This window comes from Treponema sp. UBA785 (assembly GCF_002297065.1).
Lineage (GTDB): Bacteria > Spirochaetota > Spirochaetia > Treponematales > Treponemataceae > Treponema_D.
This window is the reverse complement of the sequence record NZ_DBJD01000098.1, coordinates 1-8,368: the sequence shown is the minus strand read 5'-3', so window position 1 is coordinate 8,368 and position 8,368 is coordinate 1. Positions and strand designations below refer to the sequence as shown.

The following is an 8,368-nucleotide window of genomic DNA, read 5'->3' as shown; positions in this document are numbered from 1 at the left end:
TTTTCCATCACAAAATCATTTTTTTTCGATTCTAATTTCGCGCTCAAAGAAACATTTTCGTTCAAAACAGAATTTCCGTCTTTTTTCCAGCCACATTCTTCAAGTTCTTCCAGAACAGTTTGCTTTGTAAAAATATTGCGCACGTTTTGAGGAAGCATAAAAATTTTATTGCGCGCAGTTTTTTCAATTTTTACGGTTCCACGGGAACTTTTTAAAAGCGAACACAAAATTTTGAGCAAGGTTGATTTTCCACTGCCATTTGCTCCTGCAATCGCGTAAATTTTTCCTTCTTCGATACAAAAATCAAGTTCCTGCAAAATCCATGGCAAAGTTTTTTCGTATCTAAAACTCAAATTTTTTATTTTAACAAGATTTTTTGATTTTTGAGGGCAGTTTTTTTCATCAAATTGATGATTTTTTTCATTTTTTAAATTTTCATCGCCTTCCAAAAGGCTAAAAATTTCCGGTTCAAGTTTTCCGCCTTTTTCTAAAAATTCCAAAATCCAGGAGCGTCCCTGGGCAACACTCAGCGGAAGTTTTTCGGGCTTTTTTTCAAAACGAGAAATGATTTTCGAAGCCGTCGGTAAAAATTCAATCAAATCTTTTTTTTGACAGGCAAGAATTTTCTGACAAAAATTTTCTGGTTTTTCGTCAAAAAGGATTTGCATTTTGTCCAAAAACAAAATTTTGCAGGCTTTTTCAAAAAGTTCTTCCAGCCGATGTTCGCAAATTACAACTGTCGTTCCAAACTCACTATTGATTTTTTTTACGGTGTTTAAGAAATTTGAAGCTGCAATCGGGTCAAGCTGGCTCGTTGGCTCATCAAGCAAAAGAAAATCCGGGTTTAACGCCATTGTGCTTGCAAGATTTAAAAGCTGTTTTTGTCCGCCAGAAAGATTTTCGGTTTTTGAGCAAAGCCAGTCAGAAATTCCAAAATACGCCGCCATTTCCGCAACCCGGCGTTCCATAATTTTTCTTGGAACCGCTGTATTTTCGAGGGCAAATGCAAGTTCGTGCCAAACTTTGTCCGTTACAAGCTGAGAGTCAAAATTCTGAAAAACAAATCCGGTTTTTTGACCGAGTTTTTTAAGCTCATTTTCGAACTGAAGAAGAAAAGTTGTCTTTCCTGAGCCGGATTTTCCGCAAACTACAACAAAATCCCCTTTTTTTATAAAAAAATCCGTTCCGTTAAAATTGATTTTATAATTCATTTTTTAATCCTCAGAAAAAAATTTAATAATCATTGGCAAAAACAAAAATCCTGCAAAGGCAAAAAAAGTTTCCGCCGACTGAAGGTTTGCAAAAATTTTTGAAAAATTTGTTACAGGATAAAAATTGACCGCGCAGGTTCCGTTTTTTATTCCGCAGACAACAAAAAAAGCGCAAAAACTCAAAAAAAACAGTTCAAAAAAATCTGAAAGTCTCCAGCGATAATTCAAAAAACTAGTGCGCCTTGCTGTTCCGTAACCGCGTTTTTCCATGCTCAAAGCCGTCATTACGCCGTCTTCCAAAATTGAACTCATAACCGCGTTCAAAACCGAAAATTTTTGCTTAAAAGTCGATTTTTTTAATCCGATTGCACAACGACCGTCAAAAATTTCGCGCCCCCGCCTTATGCAAAAAGGAACAAGCCGCAAAATCATCACCATCATCAAGCTTACAGAAGGAAAAACCGGCGCAAAAAGATAAGTGAATTTGTCCACGGTCATTACGCAGCCGAAGCACAAAAACCATTCAAACATTACTAAAAAAACAAGCCCCATATTGAGGCCGTAAATAAACGCTTCTTTTGTAAAAGGTTTTCCAAAAATCAAAAAAAGGACAGTTTCTCCCCAATGGCTTACGAGCGGATTTAGAGCAGAAAGAAAAATAAAAATTGGAACACAAAAAATTATCAGTTTTAAGCCGTGCCAGTTTTTTTGAAGAATATTGAATAAAATTCCTGCAAAAAACGAAAGTCCCAAATAAAAAGGATGGCGGATTGCAACACAAAAACAAATTACGCCCAAAAACCACAAAAAATCGACAAGCGGATGCTTGCATTTTTTAAAAACTGAATCTTTTTTTTTAAGCAAATTTCTTGTTTTTCTTGAATTGAATAAATCTTCCATCAAAAATTGAGCCTCATCAAAAAACCGTTCGGCAAAATTCCAACCTGAATATTTTCGTTTGTTTCTGTTTTTTTTGGCTGATGCAAAAAAGGAACTAAAAATCCTGTGCAAGAACCGATCAGCGCTCCAACCGCGACATCGCTTACAAAGTGATTTCCGGACAAAACGCGGCTTACGGCTGTTGCAGCTGCAAAAGAAAAACTTCCGGCGCAAACAGCGTAACGCAACGGGCTTTCAGGAAAATATTTCCAAAAAACATAACTCGAAAAAGCGGCTCCAGCAAAAGCCATTGTTGAGTGTCCAGACGGAAAAGAATTCGCAAAATCGCCGTCTTCTTTGTACGAATCGTAAGAATCGCCGCTTTCAAAATAGCACATTGGCCGGTAACGGTTTATTGAAAGTTTTGCAAGCTCCTTAATTCCATTCGCGATTAAAAGAGTTTCGGCATACATTAAGCCGACAGTTTTCCATTCGCTTTTTTGAGAATTTCCAAAAACAAAAATCGGACTTGCCATTGCAGAACACAAAAAAATATTTCCGCCAACTTTATCGAGCAAAAAATTGTAATCGTTCATAAAAAATCTGTCAAAACCGTTTACAGATTTTTTTTCAAAACTGCGGCTTTCATCAAACGTCTGCCGATTGATTTTTAAAGCGTTGTCCAAAAACAAATCCGCTCCGGACAAAAAAATTCCAGCGCCAAGCAATGCTCCGTCTTTACTTTTGGAAAGACAAAATGGGCTTTCCGAGGCACGAACATTCTTTATCAAATTTTCAGCATCCGCAAAAAATTGTGAGCAAAAACAGAAAATCAGGATTTTTAAAGGAAATGCTTTTTTCACTAATTTTTACAATTTTAAGATTTTAAATTTTACAGAACCGCTTTTAAAAACTGCTTTAAGCGTTCAGATTTAGGACTGTCAAAAATTTGAGCTGGACTTCCCTGTTCAGCAATTTTTCCACCGTCCATAAAAAAAATTCTCTGGGCAACTTCGCGGGCAAACCCCATTTCGTGAGTAACACAAACCATCGTCATTCCGTCATCTGCAAGATTGCGCATAAGTGACAAAACTTCGCCGACCATTTCCGGATCAAGGGCGCTTGTTGGCTCATCAAAAAGAATAACTTCCGGATTCATCATAATCGAGCGGATAATTGCAATTCGCTGCTGCTGGCCTCCGGAAAGGCTTGATGGATAAGCGCGTGCTTTTTCGGCAAGACCAATTCTTTTTAAGAGCGAATATGCTTTTTCTTCCGCTTCTTCAATTTTCATAATTTTGAGCATAACTGGAGCAAGAGTCAAATTTTGCAAAACGGTTTTGTGAGGAAAAAGGTTAAAATGCTGAAAAACCATTCCCATTTTTTGACGGATTTTGTTGATGTCTGTTTTTTTGCCGGTAATGTCTGTTCCTTCAAAAATAATGCTTCCACTAGTCGGAGTTTCCAGTAAATTCAAGCAACGCAAAAAAGTCGACTTACCGCCGCCGCTCGGTCCGATAATTACAATTTTTTCGCCTTTATTTATAGTTTCCGAAATTCCGTCAAGAACTGTTAATTGTCCAAATTTTTTAACAAGGTTTCTTATTTCAATCATCAATTTTCTCCAGTAAAAAATTCAAGGAATTTTATTTTTTTTCAGACTTGGCAACTTTTGTTTCGATTGCAGAAAAAATCTTTGTAAGACCAACTGTAAGAATAAGATAAACCAGGGCGCAGGAAAGGAGCGGAACCCAGGCGTTGTAAGTTGCATTGCGAATATTGTCGCACGCTTTCTGAAGGTCAACTACGGCAATAAAACTTGCAACCGAAGTTTCTTTTATAAGAGTAATGAATTCCGATGCAAAAGTAGGCAAAATAGTTTTAAAAGCCTGAGGAATAATGATTGCAAACATAGTCTGTGCCCAGTTCAAGCCAAGCGAACGTCCGGCTTCCATTTGACCTTTATCTACACCGTTTATTCCAGCTCTGAAAATTTCTGTGCAATATGCCCCGGAATTTACACCAAACGAAATTATTGCAACCAAAACAGTATTTCTTACTCCCAATGGCGAAAAAATAACAAAATAACAAATCATCAACTGAGTTGCCATTGGAATTCCGCGAATCAAAGTCGTATAAACGTTAGAAATCGCATTTAAAATTTTTGAATTAGAAAGTTTAAAAATTGCAAAAATGCAGCCAAGGATTGTTCCCATCAAAACCGCGCAAAAGGCGATTAAAAGAGTTGTTCCCAACCCCTGCAAAATCATCATCCACCTGCCGTGAGAGAACATAATTTCTAAAATTTTTTGAAGCATTTTTTTCTCCTATAAAACTTCGCGTTAGCAGCGAGCCACGGATGGCGGAAATCACAGTTTGAGAAAGCAACGTTTGAGCAAACTGCAATGATAAAAATTACAAGAATGTAATTTTTATCATGCCTCCTAATAAAGTTTAACGGCAGGATTGCCATTTAAGAGCATGTTTTTACAAAATTGTTATAACAAAACAGGTGGCTGAACTTTTAACTGTCCAAACCACCGTATAAAACAGCATGGTCATTTCGACAAAAATCGCAACGACCACACATAAAATTCAATTAAAAGTAAAAATTCAAACTTTTGAAAATTTTTATTTTCTTACGATTACAACCTGTTTAGATTCGTAATATGGTTCAGAAAAATCAACATTCTGTCTTCTTTCTTCTGTTGCTGTCATTCCGGCAGCAATAAAGTCAATCGAACCAGACTGAAGAGCGGCAATCAAACCATCAAAAGCCATATCGCTGATTTCGAGAGTTTTGCCATAATCATTTGCAATGTACTGAGCCATAGCAGCGTCAAAACCAACAATCTTAGAACCTTCAACATATTCAAATGGAGGGAAAGCTGCATTTGTGCCCATTATAATTTTTCCATTGCCAGATTTTGCTTCGATAGCAGGAATTTTAATTTTTCCGTCAGCAGGCATAAAATCAGCAACGAGAGATTCGTATCTTCCGTCAGTTTTCATATCAGCGATTGTCTTGTTGATAGAATTAAGAAGCTTTGTGTTTCCTTTCTGAACAGCAATTGCGTAAACGTCAGTAACAAGGTCTAAATCAAGAATAGTAAGATCAGAATTGTTTTTGCAAACTTCTTTAGCAGGCAGTTCATCGATAATTATTGCATCGATTGCACCGTTTTTAAGAGAAAGCGAAGCGTCTATTACATTTTTGAAAGAATTGCATTTTGCGTTTGGCAAATCTTCCTGAATATAAATTTCGCCAGTTGTACCAGCCTGACATCCAATCGAAAGATTTTCCAGATCAGCCTTAGAATTGATTACAACATTTTTCTTTTCTTTACAGCCAGCCAAAGCAAAAACAGCCGAAGCCGCTAAAACCGCAAATAAAACTTTTTTCATAAAAAGTCCTCCATAATTTTTGCCATTATAACATATTACACATTTTGATAAAACATATAAAAACAGCCCGTCAAAATAAATTTTCTTCAATTTAACAGTTTCTTAACTTAAATTTTACAAGATTTTTTTAGAATACAGACAGACGGATAAATTTTGATTTTATGTAAATTAAATTAACATTATAAAAACGGAGAATTCCAATGGATCAGAGACTTCTTACAATTCAAGATATTTCGTGCGTGGGACAGTGTTCTTTAACGGTTGCGCTTCCTGTTATTTCGGCATGTGGAATTGAAACAGCGGTTCTTCCAAGTTCAGTTCTTTCAAATCATACAGCATTCAAATCCTGGACTTTTAACGATTTGACCTTTGATATGGAAAATATTTTAAGCCAGTGGAAAAAAGAAAATATAACTTTTAGCGCATTTTATACAGGTTATGTTTCAGAAGCGCAAATTCCAATTATCAAAAAAATCATAAAAGAAACTTCCAGAAAAAATGCGCTTGTTGTCGTAGACCCGGTTATGGCGGACAACGGAAAAATGTATCCAGGATTTTCGGCAGATTTTCCAAAAAAAATGGCAGAACTTTGCAACGGCGCCGATGTAATTCTTCCAAATATCACAGAAGCTTCGTTTCTTTTGGGAATTGAATACCGTTCCGAAAACTACGAAAAAGAGTATATAGAAAAAATTTGCAGAGATCTTATAAAACTCGGAGCGAAAAATGTGGTTCTTACAGGCGTAAGTTTTGAAAAAGACAAGCTTGGAGTTGCAGTTTACGACGGAAATTCTATTGAATATTATTTTACAGAAAAATTGCCGGTTCAAATGCACGGCACAGGCGACGTTTTTGCCTCGTCTTTTGCAGGTTCACTTTGCAACGGAAAAACACTGCTAGAATCAGCAAAAATTGCCGCAAATTACGTTGTTGAATCCATAAAAGCCACAATCGACGACAAAGACCACTGGTACGGCGTAAAATTCGAAAAAGCAATTCCATATCTAGTAAAAGCGCTTGAAAAATAAAGTTTTAATAAATTCCCGCATATAAAAAACTTCAGAAGCAAAATGGGCGTTGCCCCGGCCGGAAACTGAAGTTCCGTCCGGAGCCGCGCTTTCCAGTGTTCCGTGGCATACGCGCCACTCCATTCAAAAGCGGGATTTCGCAGGCTCAACCGCCGCTTTTGAACGGCTGCGCCGCACTTCCAATCGCTAACGCAAAAAATGTCTCTCCCAAAATCCGCATTTATTCCTCGCCGCGCAGGAAGTCCACGGCGAACATATCGGAGTTGAATCCGACAGCAACAGGAGATTTTGCCGTATCTTTACCTTCGTAAACATCAGCCATAACCGAAGTTCGCTGATCATTTGCAGCATATACAGCAGGATCTGTTATTGTTTCCCAAACAGTTCCATCACTGTCATCAGCCGAAAGACAAGAAACTTGAACAGCCTCTGTTGAATCGAGCAATCCTTTGTTTATCCATGAAATTACAGGTTTCACCGCACTTGTTGCAGTTTTTGCATCTGTTGTAGTTTTTGCACCTGTTGAAATTCCTCCATTTGTAAGTTCAATATCTGTCCAACAACCACTTGAAGTACCAATTACAGCGGAAGAATTAAGCGAATAAAAATCGCCAGATTTTTTAATATACAAATAGTAAACCTTATTCTTTGAAGCATCTACTGCCGCTGCATGAATATTTCCTGCTTCATCTATTGCCGCACTTACATAACGACCAAAATCACCTGTTCCATTTGGTTTAATAGTCGATTTAGCCCAGCCTCCTTTAGTATTATCTTTTCCATTATCAGAAGGTGTTATAACATTGCCATCATGGATCGGGAAACTTTGTTTTCCACGAGCAATTTCAAGACATTTGTTTGTTTTATTGTAGTAAATAATTACTGGTATTGGACTAGTACTTGTATTATCTACCATTATGTCATTCCATTCGCCAGCTTCTTCTTTGAATTTGGTTGGATTACTTACGGTTGTGTCATAACCTGCAACAACAGTTTTTCCATCAGTCATATGGTTAGATTCAGTAACAGAGTTGTAATCGTTTGACTTATTTGGAGCCGAATGAACTACAGGATTAATACCGCAATATTCTGCTACATTCCCCCACTTATATAACGCGGTCATATTGTCTTTATCAATATTATGAGCAACCTTATAACCTGCAAATTTAAGACATCGGGCATAAGAGTCATAATAGGAAACATAAATGTAATCTACGCCAGTTGCTGAGGTGCTTGCATTTGCGTATTTCATTGTTTCACTTCCAACATAAACACCAGCAATTCTTGGATTTTTAAACTGATACATTACAGAGTCGTATCCACTAGAAGAATCTCTTTTTGCTGCTGCACCGCTTGAACCTTGCCGTTCAATAATTGCAAATGTGTCTGATTCTTCTATTGTGTTTCCTTTTTGAAATTTTGACATATCAAAATTCATTCCTTCGCGAGAAAGGAAAAGTCCTGGTCCCCAAACACTTGCACTGTCTCCACCAATAAAGTTATCCTGCATTACGTAATACGGCATTCCATTTACAATTACATAATCCATTTGGTCTACGCCTGGAGCCTGGAATGAGGCTTCTGAGTTTTTAGAAATTACATTATCTTTAGTTCCAACTGTACTCAAATATCCATAAATCTTTAAATCGTTAGAAGACCATGCACTAAAATATCTGTCGTGCTGTCCGCTACTTATTCTAAGGTTAGAGTTTGTTCCAGCTTGGTTATAGAATGCTCCTCCACCAACTTCATCGCCAGTAGTAGTAGAACCAGTTGCAGTTCCGCTGTTTTTATAAGAAATCTTCTTCACAACACCATTTGCAGGATTAATGCTTCCGTCAAACG

8 protein-coding genes are annotated in these 8,368 nt (G+C 37.2%); 1 reads left to right on the top strand and 7 read right to left on the bottom strand.

What is annotated here, in order from left to right; translation table 11 throughout:
• From B2X33_RS09190 to B2X33_RS09165, 6 genes are all read right to left on the bottom strand, one after another.
• The coding region (locus B2X33_RS09190; RefSeq protein ID WP_296669169.1) for an ATP-binding cassette domain-containing protein at positions 1-1,211 on the bottom strand (1,211 nt) is incomplete at its 3' end.
• 3 nt (positions 1,212-1,214) lie between these two features.
• Entirely contained in the window at positions 1,215-2,111 is an 897-nt protein-coding gene (locus B2X33_RS09185) for an energy-coupling factor transporter transmembrane component T family protein (protein WP_296669168.1), read from the bottom strand.
• The gene (locus B2X33_RS09180) at positions 2,111-2,881 is read right to left on the bottom strand and encodes a phosphatase PAP2 family protein (RefSeq protein ID WP_296669166.1); all 771 of its coding nucleotides are present in this window, start codon (positions 2,879-2,881) and stop codon (positions 2,111-2,113) included. Before B2X33_RS09180 ends, B2X33_RS09185 begins: the two co-directional genes overlap by 1 nt.
• A gap of 101 nt (positions 2,882-2,982) precedes the next feature.
• Positions 2,983-3,705 carry an amino acid ABC transporter ATP-binding protein gene (locus B2X33_RS09175; protein ID WP_296017408.1) on the bottom strand — a complete coding sequence of 241 codons (723 nt, stop codon included), beginning with the start codon at positions 3,703-3,705 and terminating at the stop codon, positions 2,983-2,985.
• Between the two features lie 31 nt (positions 3,706-3,736).
• A complete protein-coding gene (locus B2X33_RS09170; protein ID WP_296669164.1) occupies positions 3,737-4,408 on the bottom strand; it encodes an amino acid ABC transporter permease in 672 nt (223 codons plus the stop codon).
• Positions 4,409-4,721: 313 nt separating this feature from the next.
• Positions 4,722-5,495: a transporter substrate-binding domain-containing protein gene (locus tag B2X33_RS09165; RefSeq protein WP_296669162.1), complete on the bottom strand. Its 774-nt coding sequence runs from the start codon at positions 5,493-5,495 to the stop codon at positions 4,722-4,724.
• Positions 5,496-5,695: 200 nt separating this feature from the next.
• Between B2X33_RS09165 and B2X33_RS09160 the strand changes: the two genes are divergently transcribed.
• On the top strand, positions 5,696-6,523 hold the full coding sequence (locus B2X33_RS09160; RefSeq protein WP_296669161.1) for a pyridoxamine kinase: 828 nt from the start codon (positions 5,696-5,698) through the stop codon (positions 6,521-6,523).
• Between the two features lie 220 nt (positions 6,524-6,743).
• Here B2X33_RS09160 and B2X33_RS09155 read toward each other — a convergent pair.
• The coding region (locus B2X33_RS09155; protein WP_296669159.1) for a hypothetical protein at positions 6,744-8,368 on the bottom strand (1,625 nt) is incomplete at its 5' end.

Bases quoted from the DNA above. Each gene is read 5' to 3' on its own strand.
- B2X33_RS09185 (WP_296669168.1), bottom strand. From the start codon at position 2,111: ATGGAAGATTTATTCAATTCAAGAAAAACAAGAAATTTGCTTAAAAAA.
- B2X33_RS09175 (WP_296017408.1), bottom strand. From the start codon at position 3,705: ATGATTGAAATAAGAAACCTTGTTAAAAAATTTGGACAATTAACAGTT.
- B2X33_RS09170 (WP_296669164.1), bottom strand. From the start codon at position 4,408: ATGCTTCAAAAAATTTTAGAAATTATGTTCTCTCACGGCAGGTGGATG.
- B2X33_RS09165 (WP_296669162.1), bottom strand. From the start codon at position 5,495: ATGAAAAAAGTTTTATTTGCGGTTTTAGCGGCTTCGGCTGTTTTTGCT.
- B2X33_RS09160 (WP_296669161.1), top strand. From the start codon at position 5,696: ATGGATCAGAGACTTCTTACAATTCAAGATATTTCGTGCGTGGGACAG.